This is a genomic window from Phormidium pseudopriestleyi FRX01 (assembly GCF_017313335.1).
Lineage (GTDB): Bacteria > Cyanobacteriota > Cyanobacteriia > Cyanobacteriales > Laspinemataceae > Laspinema > Laspinema pseudopriestleyi.
Window position 1 is genome coordinate 1 of record NZ_JAFLQW010000126.1, and the last position, 14,887, is coordinate 14,887.

At 46.3% G+C, this 14,887-nt stretch carries 9 protein-coding genes; 8 read left to right on the forward strand and 1 reads right to left on the reverse strand.

Features of this window, described 5'->3' with window-relative positions; genetic code table 11:
• Positions 1 to 211 precede the first annotated feature (211 nt).
• Together J0895_RS04810 and J0895_RS04815 are read left to right on the forward strand one after the other, a co-directional pair.
• A complete protein-coding gene (locus tag J0895_RS04810) occupies positions 212 to 682 on the forward strand; it encodes a nucleoside deaminase (protein WP_207086984.1) in 471 nt (156 codons plus the stop codon).
• 496 nt (positions 683 to 1,178) lie between these two features.
• A complete protein-coding gene (locus tag J0895_RS04815) occupies positions 1,179 to 5,303 on the forward strand; it encodes a hypothetical protein (RefSeq protein ID WP_207086985.1) in 4,125 nt (1,374 codons plus the stop codon).
• 121 nt (positions 5,304 to 5,424) lie between these two features.
• On the opposite strand, the gene J0895_RS04820 is transcribed toward J0895_RS04815, so the two are convergent.
• Positions 5,425 to 6,504, reverse strand: a complete 1,080-nt coding sequence (locus J0895_RS04820; RefSeq protein ID WP_207086986.1) for a PIN/TRAM domain-containing protein — start codon at positions 6,502 to 6,504, stop codon at positions 5,425 to 5,427.
• Positions 6,505 to 6,702: 198 nt separating this feature from the next.
• Here J0895_RS04820 and hemW point away from each other — a divergent pair, with 198 nt between their 5' ends.
• From hemW to J0895_RS04850, 6 genes are all read left to right on the forward strand, one after another.
• Complete coding sequence (gene hemW / locus J0895_RS04825) at positions 6,703 to 7,983, forward strand: radical SAM family heme chaperone HemW (protein WP_207086987.1); 1,281 nt, start codon at positions 6,703 to 6,705, stop codon at positions 7,981 to 7,983.
• A 621-nt stretch (positions 7,984 to 8,604) separates the two neighbouring features.
• The gene (gene hpsE, locus J0895_RS04830; protein ID WP_207086988.1) at positions 8,605 to 10,491 is read left to right on the forward strand and encodes a hormogonium polysaccharide biosynthesis glycosyltransferase HpsE; all 1,887 of its coding nucleotides are present in this window, start codon (positions 8,605 to 8,607) and stop codon (positions 10,489 to 10,491) included.
• Between the two features lie 28 nt (positions 10,492 to 10,519).
• A complete protein-coding gene (gene hpsE / locus J0895_RS04835) occupies positions 10,520 to 11,476 on the forward strand; it encodes a hormogonium polysaccharide biosynthesis glycosyltransferase HpsE (protein WP_207086989.1) in 957 nt (318 codons plus the stop codon).
• Positions 11,477 to 11,629: 153 nt separating this feature from the next.
• The gene (locus J0895_RS04840) at positions 11,630 to 13,273 is read left to right on the forward strand and encodes an alkaline phosphatase family protein (protein ID WP_207086990.1); all 1,644 of its coding nucleotides are present in this window, start codon (positions 11,630 to 11,632) and stop codon (positions 13,271 to 13,273) included.
• Between the two features lie 228 nt (positions 13,274 to 13,501).
• Positions 13,502 to 14,221 carry an acyltransferase gene (locus tag J0895_RS26250; protein ID WP_277989782.1) on the forward strand — a complete coding sequence of 240 codons (720 nt, stop codon included), beginning with the start codon at positions 13,502 to 13,504 and terminating at the stop codon, positions 14,219 to 14,221.
• Positions 14,222 to 14,454: 233 nt separating this feature from the next.
• On the forward strand, positions 14,455 to 14,887 hold a 433-nt coding region (locus J0895_RS04850), incomplete at its 3' end, for a protein kinase domain-containing protein (RefSeq protein ID WP_422894311.1).

A 14,887-nucleotide genomic window follows, 5' to 3' on the forward strand; every position in this document is an offset into this window, starting at 1 on the left:
CACTAGGGGTTATGCTTTCGCCTCAGCATCTGAGGGGTAGGTTTTGCACCTACTTGTGTAATCAGTTGTCAGGCTTAGGAAGCCTGCTAACCGTCCCTGAGTATTGCTACCCATTTAGGTTAAACGAAACGCACGCACAGGATAATTCTATCCTTTGGCGTTATAATAATAGTTATTCAAAAAACTTGAATAGAAGAAGGAAGAGATTAATATGGAAAGTCAAATCAAAAGTGATGAAGACTTTATCAGGCTGGCGATCGCCAAAGCAATGGAAGGAGTCAACCAAGGGGAATCCCCATTCGGCGCTTGTATCGTCAAAGGCGGTGAAGTAGTTAGCTGTGTGCATAACATCTGTAACAGTAGCGTCGATGCCACAGCCCATGCCGAAGTCCATGCCATTCGGGATGCCTCGAAGAAATTAAATACCCTGGACCTATCCGGTTGTGTGATTTATAGCACTTGCGAACCTTGTCCGATGTGTTTTACCGCTGCTTATTGGGCTAAACTCGATAAAATTGTGTTCGGGGCTCGGATAGCAGATGCCTGTGCGATCGGATTTACTCAACTCAACCTTTCCTGTCAAGAATTGAAACCATTTGGCAGTCAGGTGAAATTAGTCGGAGATGTTTTGAAAGAAGAAAGTTTAAACCTATTTCAACATTGGGTCTTGTTGAATTCCTAATCGCAGTGATGGGCAAAATTTCATTCAGGGAACTCCAAAAAATAAAATAGCCTATAAACCCGTCAACGGTGCGCCTACAGGGACTAAGCCTGCCTAGGCTTCTGTGAAGAGTAAAGTCTTTATAACGGTTCCCGGACTCATTCGCGTACTTTTCAAAGCCCCCTTCGACCCTTCGGCGGGGGTTTGGGGTGAGGGCTGTACCTTATGGATATGAGAAACGCTATATAACGGTGAGAACCGCTATAAAATTCATCCGCCCATTTCCTGCAATTTTAACACAAAATCCAGTCTTTTATCTCAAAAACAGTGCGAAATTATATCATAATTTCACACTGTTTTAAGTTTAATTTCTCGCTTTAATAAACGAATAATATCGAAGTTAATTGTATTTATAATTAAATTTAATCTATAATTTTCTTTTTCTAGCCTAAAAAAAGCATTTTACATGATATAATTCATTGAATTCAGTGTATTCAGGGTGTTCAGGGTGTTCAAAATGACCATTTCACTCGCAGAAATTTTTGACGAATCGTATTACCTCGCTCAAAATCCCGATGTTGTAGAAGCTGTCAACCAGGGTGGATTTAGTAGCGCCTTTCAACACTATCAAATTTTAGGGGCATCAGAAGAACGCGCTCCAAGTTATTTATTTGATCCCCAATACTATGCTCAACAAAATCCCGATGTAGTTGCAGCAGTTGAACAAGGAGAATTTCGCAGTCTGGTCCAACATTTTATAGAAGTAGGTGCGATTGAAAGGCGGGCATCGACTTTCTTATTTAGTGATAGTTTTTATGAAACGCGCTATCCTGATGTGGTCACCGCAGTTCAGCAAAATCAGTTTAGTAGCACGTTTGATCACTTCCTGAAATTTGGGGAACAGGAAGGGCGCTGGCCGATGGCCTTGTTTAACCCGAGGGTTTATCTCGATCGCAATGCGGATATTGCTGCTGCCGTAGAACAAGGACAATATAGAAGTGCATTTGCTCATTTTGCTCAACTCGGAATCCAAGAAAACCGAGAGTTCTCTCAATTCGTCAGTCTCGATTACTATCGCAGCACCTATGCCACTCAATTAACCCAGTTTTATCGCACCACCAGTCTCGAAGAAGTGAGCTTCGCTCAAACCTTCAATCACTTACAAGAAATTGGCTTACCCCAAGGACTGAACCCTTCTCCCTTTGTTGATGTAGAGTATATCCGCAACAACTACTCTACCCAATTAACGAGTTTTTATCAAACCGTTCAAGTTACCGAAATCTCGTTTACTCAGACCTTTGACTACTTTACCGGGGTTGGACTCCAACAGGGACTCAACCCATCGCCGCTGATTGAGTTAACCAGCTATCGCAGTAATTATTCAACTGAACTGACTAGCTTTTATGGGGTTCAGTCCATTAATGAAGTCAGCTTTAACCAGACTTACAATTATCTCACCACCATTGGATTAGAGCAAGGATTTAATCCTTCTCCCTTGGTCGATTTGGACTATTATCGCAGTACCTACGGTTCTCAAATGGCTGGTTTCTACGGGGTGGAATCTGTAGAGTCCATTAGCTTTACCCAAACCTACAACTATTTGAGTAGTGTCGGTTTGCAACAGGGATTCAATCCATCAGAGTTTATCGACTTAAAGTTTTATCGGCAAACTTACGCCGCTGAGATTACAAGTTTTTATTCGGTCCAATCCATTGAGCAAGTTAGCTTTACCCAAACCTTTAGTCATTTCAGCAGCCAAGGATTAGAGCAAGGATTGAGTCCGAATCCTTTAATTGACTTAGGGTATGTTCGCAATCGGTATGCATCTGAACTGGTCAGTTTTTATTCGGTCCAATCCATTGAGCAAGTTAGCTTTACCCAAACCTACACCTACATCACCACCGAGGGGATAGCCAACGGACTGAACACCTCGGCATTCGTTGATTTTGAATATTATCGCAACACTTACGCCGCAGAAATCACCAGCTTTTATGGTGCCCAATCCATTACTGAAGTAAGTGCGACCCAAATTTACAGCCATTTGAATGCTGTCGGATTACAGCAAGGACTCCAGACTTCAGAATTTGTTGATTTAGACTTCTACCGGCGCGCTTATGCGGCTGAAATTACCCAGTTTTATGGCGTCAACTCCATCGAGCAAGTGGGGGTCGCGGATATTTATAGCTTCGCCTTGGGGAGTGGTCTTGAGCAGGGGTTTAGCCTGTCTTCAACCATCGATATTCAGTATTTTCGGAATACCTATGCCCGAGAACTGATTACCTTTTATGACGCACGCACCATTCAAGAAATCAGTATGGGTCAGACGTTCGAGTATATTACGACCGTCGGCATTGAGCAGGGGTTAAATACCTCTGAGTTTGTCGATGTTGAATATTATCGCAGCACTTATGCTGAGGAACTCACCAGCTTCTATGGTGTGCAATCAATGACGCAAGTCACCTATCGTCAAACGTTTGAACACTTAATTAATGTTGGCATTCAAAGTGGATTGAACACCTCAGCCTTAGTTAATATTGAGGAGTATCGCTCTCGGTTTAGTCAGCAGATTATCGACTTTTATAAGGTTGAAAGCATCACCCAGGTTACTAATGAGCAAATTCAGATATATATTGCGATTGGTGGCCGAAATCAAAGCTTATCTGGTGAAATTAGTGGAACGGCCTGGAATGACCTGAATGAGAATGGCATTCGAGATGGGGAATTTGTTCAAGGAGATGAGCCGGATGTAATTTTTGTGATTGACGTTTCGGGAAGTGTCAATGGCCGATTCCGAGGCAGTCCTGTGGGCGATCGCAATAACAATGGCTTCTCTGATCGGATTATGGATGCCCAGATTGCTGGATTTACCGCTCTGAATCAAGAGTTAATTAACTTAGGATTTGGTGAGACCGCTAATGTCGGTATTGTGGTATTTGGTACTGATGCAACCCCGGTTAATATGAATCCATTTATTGCCGGGGGACAACTCACCACGAACCCCTCTGCCGATGAAAATGAAAATGGAATTCGCGATATTGAAGAGATTTTAGGGGGTCTGGATGTTAACGCTTTTGGAGTGGGATTCTGGACCAATTATCAAGCGGCATTACGGGAATCTGGCCAAACATTAGAGTGGTTAAATACGACACCGGAAGATGCGAACATTATTTTCTTATCCGATGGGGTGCATAATGGATTGCCGTTTAATCAGGAAATTTTTAACTTACGCAACCAGGGGGTAAACTTACAAGCATTCGGTGTGGGTGCGGGGGCTAGTTTAGAAAATTTGGCGGCTATTGATCCTGGAGCCCAAATTTTCACCAGCACCGATGAATTGTTAAATGTATTTACCAATCTGAATCCCGGAAATGAGGGTTCGGGATTTGAACCGGGTTTACGCGGGGTACCAATCTATCTCGACCTCAATAATAATGGGGTTTCAGACCCGGGTGAACCCATTACGGTGACTAATGGAGATGGAGATTATCGCTTTAGTGGTTTACCCGGAGGAACTTATGTTGTCCGGGAGTTAATCACTCCCGGTAAAATCTCCACCTTTCCAGAAAATGCGAGTTATTTAGTTGAGATAGGACTCGGAGAACAAGTTGAAGGTTTAGATTTTGGGGGTTTATTAAGAGAGGGTTCGACCCTATCAGGTTCCGTCTGGAATGATGCGAATGGTAACGGAGTCCGTGATCCGGGTTTGATAGTTGGTGTCGGGAATCTGATTGATGTAGTGTTAGCAGTTGATGTTTCCGAAAGTAGCCTCAATATTTTTGAAGGTGCTCAGGTTGGGGACGTGAATGGAGATGGTCGGGCTAACACGATCCTTGATGTACAACTGGCTAGTTTGATTCAGTTGAATCAATCGATCATTGACCTGGGTCTGGGAGACTCAGTGAATCTAGCCGTCGTGCCGTTTGGTGACACGAGTACAATCCTGAATATGGATCGATTACTAAGGGATTTTCTACCGACCATAACTGCCCGTACTGACCGAAATGGAAATGGCATTTCTGATGTCGAAGAAATTCTCCGAACCCTGAGCTTTGAGTCCTACAATCTCGGATCCGGAACTGATTTTGACTCCGCGTTATTGGCGGCTGACTTGGTTTTCGGGAACTCGGGAACGTCCCCCGGTAACGGCACCATTATTTTAATGACGGATGGAGGAGATGACAGTTTTGATTTCTTAGATCGCGCTGAAGGATTGAAACAATCTGAGGTGAATCTGCGAGCCTTTGGTGTCGGGCCCAATGCCTCCCTCGCGACTTTGCAGGCGATCGATGACCAGGCTCAAGTGTTTACGGAAGCGGATGAGTTACTGGCTTACTTTAGCGGAACGACGACAGCCGCGACGACGACAGAACCTAACTTACTCGTCACTGAATTTGGGCTGGTAAATGTCCCGGTTTATCTGGACTTGAATGAAAATCGAATTTTCGATGCCGATGAACCGATCGCCTTCACCAATGAATTTGGGGAGTTTAGTTTTACTAACGTCTTGCCGGAAACCTATAGTGTTCTCCCAATTGTTCCACCGGGTTTTGCTTCTACCTTTGCAGAGTTCGGGTATGAAATAACTGTGGGGGCTAATCAAACTCTGAGTGGGATAGATTTTGGGGTTCTGCCTGTAGGTTGAGACCTCGAACGCCACCCTACAGCTATCAAAGCTGTCCCTGTTCTCTATCTCAGGAGATAGAGAACAGGGACAGCCCGATTGATCGCCGGTTTAAATTGTTACCCTCAGCCATAATCAAACATCAGGCAGCAACTGAGGCTTGAGGACGGGCAAAAATCATCCGACCCGCAGCCGTTTGTAAAGAAGAAGTCACGACCACTCGCAACTGGTCACCGATATGTTTGCGGCCTTCTTCGACAACCACCATTGTGCCATCGTCTAAATATCCAACGCCCTGGGCCTCTTCCTTGCCTTCTTTGAGAATTTTCAGGTCGAGACTGTCTCCAGGGAGATACACCGGACGAACGGCCTGGGTCAAGTCGTTAATATTCAGAACTAACACCTTTTGCACCGTGGCGACTTTGGACAAATTGTAGTCATTGGTGAGCAGGGTGGCATTAATTTCTTGGGCCAACCGGACCAATTTAGCATCCACGGTTTGCAGGTCCTCATAGTCCGCCGGATGGATGACAATGCGTTCGGCATAGCTTTCCTTAATCCGGTTGAGGACATCGAGTCCCCGACGACCCCGGACCCGTTTTTGGTCGTTGGAGGCATCGGCGACCATTTGCAATTCCTGTAATACGAACTGGGGAACCAAGATTTGTCCTTCTAAAAACCCGGTGGCGAGGAGGGTCTCCACCCGACCATCGATAATGCAGCTAGTGTCAAGAACTTTTGTCGCCGCCGATTTCAAGGTCCCTTCAGCAACTAACATGGATTCGAGACTGCTGGGATTAATCAGGCGCAGGAATGCGCGACCGTGAGCATCGGCGAGGGTGACGCCCAAAAAGGCAAACATCAAGCTACCGAGGATGGCGGCGAGGGGTTTGATGAACCCAAATTCCCGGGGAATCGGAAGCAAGAACACGGGGGCCAGCATTAAGTTGGCAACCAGGAGTCCCATGACTAGACCGATCGCCCGAGTAATCAGCATATCAATGGGCATTTGCCGAACTTGCTTTTCCATCCGTCGGTAGGTGGTTTGCACCGCTAGACCGACTGCACAGCCCACCAAGGCGGCAAACCCGGTGGTGACCGATCGCAACCCATCGAGATTGGTAACCTGGGCGATCGCCGAGGAGGGAAGCAGTTCTATGCTGTAAAAACCGATCCCCGCCGCTGCTAGAATGAATGAGAGAATGATGATTGCATTAAGCATGATTGATCAACTCAAAAGAGTAAGGTTTCAACTCAAGGTTGTCCATGCCGGTAACCCATTTTCAGGGATGTTTTCCCGACATTTTTTGAAGACTGCTGTATCGAGTTGATTGTAGAAAGACATCTTGATTATACTATTAAGTTTTCTGGTCTTCTACAGTTTGGACTCTCTCCATCTTAAGTCAGTCCACAGAGGGATATGCAGTTCCACCCAGAATTTAAGGCATCTATAGTGGCTACACCATCGACTGAATCAACGATCCCGGAGATTCCCCGGTCTGCTTATCTGCATATTCCGTTTTGTCGTCGTCGCTGTTTTTATTGCGATTTTCCGGTGTCTGTGGTGGGCGATCGCAAGCAGGGCGAGGACTCGGGAACGATTGTAGAGTATGTGAATTGGCTGATTGCTGAAATTGACAGCAGTCCAGTTTGGGGTCCGCCCCTGTCCACGGTGTTTTTTGGAGGGGGTACGCCGTCCCTGTTATCTGTATCCCAGTTAAGTCGAATTTTGGCAACTCTCGATCGCCGGTTTGGAATTGCTGCTGATGCAGAAATTTCGATTGAGATGGATCCGGGGACCTTTGACCGGGACCACCTGGCGGGATATTGCCATACTGGAATTAATCGGGTGAGTATGGGAGTCCAGGCGTTTCAGGATGAATTGTTGGCCCAATGTGGGCGATCGCACCGGACGAGCGATATTTTTACTGCCGTTGAAGTGATTGGCGAGGTGGGAATCGAGAACTTTAGTCTCGATTTGATTTCAGGATTGCCTCAGCAAACCTTAGAACAGTGGCAAGACTCCCTGAATCAGGCAGTCGCCCTCAATCCGGCGCATATTTCTAGTTATGACTTGATTGTAGAACCCGGGACTGCTTTTTCTCGGACTTATCAACCGGGGGTTTCTCCGTTACCCACGGATGAGATTAGCGCCCAAATGTATCGGGTTGCCGTGGAGACCCTCACGGCAGCGGGGTATGAACATTATGAAGTCTCGAATTATGCGCGATCGGGCTATCAGTGTCGGCATAATCGGGTGTATTGGGAAAATCGTCCTTGCTATGGATTTGGCATGGGGGCGGCGAGTTATGTGGGGGGCCAGCGGTTCACTCGTCCGCGTACCAGGCGGGAGTATTATGCTTGGGTACAAGAGTGGCAAGGTAATGGGGGGGTCTTCCCTATCCCAGAAACGTCTGAGGATGAGGTGTTGTTAGAAACATTGATGTTGGGATTGCGGTTAGCGGATGGGATTGATATTGCTCGTTTCACTCAGCAGTTTGGGGGCGATCGCCTCCAACAGCTTTGGCAGTGTCTCCTCCCCTATTATCGCCAAGGTTGGGTTAACGTTCATTCCCTTTCGGAAGGGCGATATTTTGGCCCCAATCTGCCCTCATCCGGTGCCATCCGACTCTCGGATCCCGAAGGATTTTTATTTTCTAATACTATTTTAGCCACTATTTTTGAAGCCCTAGAAAAATAAAAGGACTTCGACCATCGGAAATTTACTTCTAAAGGGGTATATCTTTAGGAATAAGTATAAATATTCTCCGTAATCCTACGGGCCCCAAATAGTCCAGGATAAACCTAAAATCGCTCCAACCCGGAACGATTCAGGGATTTTACTGCCATTGCTTCATATTACTTTCAAGAACTCTCCCATCAAGTTTATTGAAACTTTATATAAGGCTTGAATCTTGGCCTATAAATCATGTAAAAGATTCTACCATCAGATAGAGAGACAATTCAGAATCTCCGTGCAAATAATATACCTAGAAGGACAGGGCAGATTACTAGGTGAGACATTTAAGCCATTGTCATGACCCCGAAACCGGGGTGTTCTGATACTTATATTGGCAAATTTTACCCCTTGTCCAAAAGGCAGATTTTAATGGGCGATCGCCTTGCAGCCATAAGGGTTTAGTGACAACAAGACATGAGGTTGACTCGGCTCAATCGACGGATCTATCTGTGTTTAAATATAACACCTTTTTTCATTGAAAGACTGAATCAATACTCGAATCTAATCATTTTAATCAGCTAAAGGCAAAATACCAGGGCGATTCCTAATTCAATTTAATTTTAATTTATACCCCAGTAACTTATGAATACCGTTGATTTAACAGTAGCAATTCCCACCTATAATGGTGAAACCCGTTTAAGTGATGTTCTCGATCGCCTGCGATCGCAAGTGGGAACCGAAGAGTTTTCTTGGGAAATCATTGTCGTCGATAACAATAGCAGCGATCGCACCGCCGCCTTAGTCAGAAAATATCAGGAAACCTGGCCCTCTGCCTATCCCTTACGATATTGTTTTGCCCCGGAACAGGGGGCAGCTTTTGCCAGACAGCGGGCGGTAGAAAAAGCCCAGGGGGAGTTAATCGGGTTTTTGGATGATGACAACTTGCCCGAACCTGACTGGGTAGCTGCTGCATATCAATTTGGAAAAATTCATCCAGAAGTCGGGGCATTTGGCAGCCAAATTCACGGGCTGTTTTATGAAAAGAACGCCGAAGACAAACTGCCTACAAATTTCAAGAGAATTGCTTGTTTTTTAGCGATTGTAGAACGAGGAAATAGCCCGCGCCTGTATGACCCGAAGCATAAAATATTACCCCCTGGGGCGGGATTAGTGGTTCGGAAAAAAGTCTGGTTAGAATCGGTTCCCAATCGGTTAGTTTTAAATCACACCGGGAAAGAAGCAGGATTAGCTAGTGAAGATTTAGAAGTTTTATTGCATATTCAAAAAGCCGGGTGGGAGATTTGGTATAATCCCGCAATGGTCGTTTACCATAAAATTCCCAACAAGCGGTTAGAACCGGAATATTTGAAACTGCTGGTGCGTTGTGTGGGATTGAGTCGTCATCGCCTGCGGATGATGACTTTAAATAGTTGGCAAAGACCTTTAGCATTTCCGGCGTATTTAGCCAATGATTTGCGCCGCTTGGTGTTACATGGGATTCGACATGGAATTGCCATTAAAGATGATACGGCAGCCACTTGTGAACGAGAGTTTTTGACCAGTACCTTAATGAGTCCGCTGTTTTTGCTGAAACACCAAGGGTTTAAGTCAGCCGAAACCAGTAGCGATCGCCCTTCAGAGATTCCCAATCAAACCTCCCTAGAAGAGTTGACGGAAGCTTTTGAAGAACAACGGTTTCGCCTTCATTCTCAAGGGGTGTATCCCCTCAATGCTAAGGCAGGCGATCGCCCGCATACAGAGATTTTATTGCGATTGGAAGATCCCGATGGCGAACTGTTACTACCCAATCAGTTTATGCCCGTAGCAAAACGGTATAATCTGATGCGGACAATTGACCGATGGACGATCCGAAAACTTTGTAGTCAAATTGCTGAAGCCGGGGACCCGTTCCCCGAGGGTCTGTATGAAATAAATCTGTCCGAATCCAGTCTGTGCGATCGCTATTTAATTGATTTTCTAGTTCAGGAATTAGCCTTTTATAAAATCCCCCCTGAACTGTTATGTTTTTGCATTCCTGAAACCGTGGCAATTAGCCATTTACCGCGTCTTCAAGAACTGATTGACCGCTTGCAGTCCATTGGCTGTCAGTTATCCCTAGATGGAGTAGGGGCGGTTCAATCTTCCGGTGATTACCTCCAAAAACTGTCTGTTAATTACCTTAAATTAGAAGGGAATTTAATTCAATCAATTGATGAAAATCTCGATAGTTTAAACAAGGTGAAAGCTTTCCATCAACTGGGGCAAACTCTCGGGATAAAAACCATTGCATCTCATGTGGAAAATTTGGGTATTTTGGAGCAAACTCAACGAATCGGAGTCAATTACGTTCAGGGATATGAAATAGAACGTCCTAAACCCCTCTCTTTTGAATTGAACATGACCACAAATTGGGTTCCAAAATTACTAAAACTGGAAATTTCAATTCCGTCCGAACTATCCCCAGCCCCTCTCTCAAGTCTAGCTGGATTGTTATCCGAAACTTCCCTGGAAAGCCCGGTAGCCCTCTAATTTTTTATTGAACTCTGCATGACATCACATGAATGCAATAACGTTTACCATAGCCATCCCGACCTATAATGGGGCAACTCGATTACCGCAACTCCTGGACTGCTTACGATCGCAAATTCGCACGGAAGAATTCACCTGGGAAATTGTCGTCATCGATAACAACAGTCAGGATAACACCGCTGAAGTGATTCGCCAATACCAAACCGATTGGCCCACAGCCTATCCCTTACACTATCATTTTGAACCCCAACAAGGACTCGCATTTGCCCGACAGCGGGCGATTGATGAAGCCCAAGGAACCTGGGTGGGATTTTTAGATGATGATAATTTACCCGCCCCAGATTGGGTCGCTGAAGCCTACAGCTTTGCTCAATCTTATCCCAAAGCTGGTGCGTTTGGTGGACAAATTCATGGCAGTTTTGAAAGTCCTCCCCCAGAAAATTTTCACAGAATTCAATCCTTTTTAGCCATTCGAGAACGAGGGTCAAGACCTCATTTATATCAACCTCAAAACTTAAGTTTACCCCCTGGGGCGGGTTTAGTGGTTCGCAAACAAGCTTGGTGTGACAATGTTCCTCGCCGCTTACAATTAATCGGGCGGGTCAATGGTTCCACCTTAGCTGGGGAAGATTTTGAAACCTTACTTTATTTGCACCAAGGGGGGTGGGAAATTTGGTACTGTCCGACCCTGCATAGCTATCATCAAATTTCCCAACAGCGATTGGAACAGGCATCATTAATTTCCTTAATTCGAGGCTGTGGACTGTGCATTTGCCACCTGCGCCTACTCAATGCCAGCCCGAGAGAGAAATTCATTGCGATCGCCCGCATTTTTCTCGGCAATTTCCGCCGAATTTTGCGCCATCTGATTCAGTATCGCGGCTTAGTCAAGACTGACTCCGTTGCAGCCTGTGAGTTAGAGTTTTTTATCAGTAGTTTTTTGAGTCCTTTTTACTATTTACAAAGTCAATTGGCTCATAAATGAGTTAATTCAGATTAAGAGAATCTGAGAGATAGCAATCCTTGTCCCTCACCCCCAACCCCTCTCCCAGGAAGGGCGAGGGGAGTACCAGAGGGCACAATTATTTAGGATTGCGATAGCACATTCTAGTCAATCAAGAAAGCAGGAAAAATAATTATGAAAAATCCAGTTATTGCGATCGGTCTTGATGCAGCGGACCCCGAATTATTAGAAACCTGGATGAACCAGGGATATTTAGGCCATCTCAAACAGTTGAAAGACCGAGGGGCTTATGGTCGTCTGACCAACTTAGAATATTACAAAGCCGAAACCCCTTGGACCACCTTTTTAACCGGATGCTTACCCAATAAAACGGGATATTGGTCCCCTGTAAAATTTCATGAAGGCAGCTACAACGTTTCTGAAATAGGCGCGTATAATTTTCAGGAGTATCCGCCCTTTTATGCCTTGGGAGAAGAGTATCGCGTTGCTGTATTTGATGTACCGCAATCTCGCTTGTGCGATCGCGTCAATGGCGAGCAAGTTTTAGCCTGGGGTGCTCATTCCCCGCAAAGCGCTAGTCTCTCTCACCCCCCGGAATTACTCGATCAGCTCAACCGGGACTATGGGAAACATCCAGCCCTCCATCGCGATCACGGGGATTGGTGGGACAAAGCATATCTGTCTCGCTTGCAAAAAACCCTGCATCAAGGGATCGATCGCCGAGGGGCGATTGTGCGAGATTTACTCAAACAGGAACGGTGGGATCTGTTGTTAACCGTATTTAGTGAGACCCATTCTGCCGGACATGACTTGTGGTATCTCAGTCAACCGGACCACCCACTTTATGAACACAAGCTGAATACAGCATCAGAAGACCCGATGCTGGCAGTCTTTGAAGCCGTCGATCGCGCTCTAGGTAACCTGTTAGCTGAAGTGCCAGAAGACGCTTATCTGGTGGTCTTTTCCGCACATGGTAGCGGAAATAATACCACCGATGTTCCCAGTATGCTGTTTCTGCCCGAGTTTTTATACCGATTCAGTTTTCCCGGGAAAGTGGCGATCGCACCCGGCAAACCCGGGACCATACCCGAGGCGATCGTCAGCGCACCCAGGCGGAAAACCTGGACGGGGGAAATCTGGGAACGCAAGTATAGCCCCAACCCATTGAAACAATTCCTCCGGCAGCAACTCCCCAGTCAGTGCCACCCCATGCTCGATCGCCTCCTAGGAACCTTTGGAGAAGCGCCATTAGGGTCACCAGAACAGTTGCGCCAGCAAGGTAATCCCCTGTTCTGGCAACCCGCTACTTGGTATAGTCCCTTATGGCCGCAAATGAAAGCCTTTGCCATTCCCAGCTATTCCGAAGGATACATCCGCATTAACCTAGCGGGTCGCGAACCCAGTGGCATCGTCTCACCTGAAGAGTATGACAGTTTGTGCCAGGAGATAACCGCTCAACTCTATGGGTGGACCAATGCGCGCACAGGAGGCCCGGTGGTGAAAAAAGTAATTCACACCCCCCCCAACCGTCGCACCCGTCCCGAAGCTGATTTAATCGTCATTTGGAACGACAAACCCGCCGATGTGATTGATTGTGGTCAATTCGGACGCATTGGTCCCGTCCCCTATCGACGCACCGGCAGTCATCGTAACCGAGGATTTTTAAACATTACAGGGCCGGGAATTCGGCCCGGAACTCAACTGCGGGAGGGTCATGGAGTAGATTTAGCCCCGACCATTCTCAAGCTTATGAATGCCCCGATTCCTGGCTATTATGATGGCACTTCCTTGGTGGAGAAGTCCGTGTTATTGTCCTAACTCGAACCGGGGGTCTCTGTATCGACACTATGGGAGAGATAATTTTTTCTCAGCCGAGAAAAATACCTCTAGAGGATGAGTCACCCCGGTTCAATTCTGTTGTACAAAATAAGAAGAGGCAAACCTCACTCTCAGGATAGAGAGGGGATTAGATAGCAGGGAACTGCCTGCTGAACTCCAAATCTAGCTCACGTTACCGAGAAAGAATATAGGGAGACATCAGTAAAAATGACAATTCAAAACCATATATTATACCTTCAAAACACAAAAGCTTTAAAATTTGCCCTCGGGTGGCGGTTTTTTCATTTATTAGAAGAAATAGAAATGGCCTTACTGCAATGGGTGCCTTCCTCCATTGGATCCGGGTTACGGGGACTGATTTATAAAACAATTTTCGGTAAATTGGGCAAAGGAGTTCACATCAAAACCGGAGTAGAATTCTTCTGTGCCTATCGGATGCAAATCGGTGATAAAGTATCAATGGATCGGGATGTGAGAATCCGCAGCGTTGGACCCAAAGATAAAATTAAAATTGGGGATAGCGTTTCCTTCGATCGCGGAGTTGATATCAAAGCACATGGCAATCAAAACGGCATTGAAATCGGCGATCGCACCTATATTGGTCCTTATACCTGTCTCTCCGGGGCCAAACTCAAAATAGGAAAAGACTGTTTAATCGCCTCCCATTCCAGTATTTACTCTAACAATCATATTTTTTCAAACGTCGGTCAGAATATTAACCAACAAGGCAATAGTTATGAAGGGATCACCATCGAAGATAATTGCTGGTTAGGAACCGGGGTAAAAGTCATGGATGGCGTAACCATCGGCGAAGGCAGCATCATCGGCGCAGGGGCGATCGTGACTAAAAATATTCCCCCCTATTCCATTGCCGTAGGCGTTCCAGCTAAAGTCATTTCTTCCCGCCGCGAACCGGCAGAAGTGTGAGGGATTTGGGGTAGGTGGGGAGGACTTACAAGAGTGGGTTTTTTACGCTCATTGTGATTTGCCTTTCTATTAACTGAACCTCCGGTCCCCTCCCCTTGCCAAGGGGAGGGGACCGGAAGTAAAAAACCTACTCTTGTAAGTCTCCCCCACCCTCCCCATCTCCTCCAACCCCTCACCCCATCACCAATGCGATCGCAGTACAATATTTGTACCGGCATCCCTGCGAAAACATTATGATGAGTAATCTTCCAGATTTTGGTGAGTACGGCTATCAGGTTATCCGAGAATTGGGTCACAACCGCGCTGGGGGTCGCGTGACTTACCTGGCGACACGCACCGGAACCGAAACAGCCACTCCCGATGTCACTCCCGACCCGGCCAATTCCGTCGCCATTAAACAGTTTCAGTTTGCCAGTACCAGTGATGCGGGGTGGGCGGGTTACGATGCCTATCAGCGCGAAATTCAAGTGCTTCAAGGGCTAAATCATCCCGGTATCCCCCGCTATTTGGATTCGTTTGAGAGTCCTCGGGGATTCTGTATGGTGCAGGAGTACAAACCGGCAGAATCCTTGGCTCAACAGCGCACCTGGCATCCGATCCAAGTGAAAGAAATTGCTGTCGCGCTGTTGTCGATTTTAGCTTACCTCCAAAATCGCCTCCCGGTAG